The organism is Clostridium pacaense (assembly GCF_020709765.2).
Classification (GTDB): Bacteria; Bacillota; Clostridia; order Lachnospirales; family Lachnospiraceae; genus Enterocloster; species Enterocloster hominis.
Genome location: NZ_JAJFEB020000228.1, coordinates 1 through 236 on the forward strand (window position 1 = coordinate 1; position 236 = coordinate 236).

The 236-nt window shown below is 61.4% G+C and carries 1 pseudogene; it reads right to left on the reverse strand.

From position 1 onward, the window contains the following. A pseudogene (locus LK536_RS59120) lies at positions 1-236 on the reverse strand (TlpA family protein disulfide reductase); the annotation flags it as partial.

The following is a 236-nucleotide window of genomic DNA, read 5'->3' on the forward strand; positions in this document are numbered from 1 at the left end:
GGCGCCTTCCTGCTCCTTATCCGCCGCGCCCTGGCCTGTTCCCGCCCGTCCATTATCTGCCGCGGCTTTACCGGCGCCCTGGGCATCATCTGCCTTGTCTTTGTCCGCCACAGCTTTACCAGTTCCCTGGGCATCATCTGCCTTTTCTTTATCTGCCGCAGCTTTACCAGTGCCCTGGACATTATCTGCCTTGTCTTTGTCTGCCGCAACATCCCCGGCCGCCCCGTCCGTCTGCG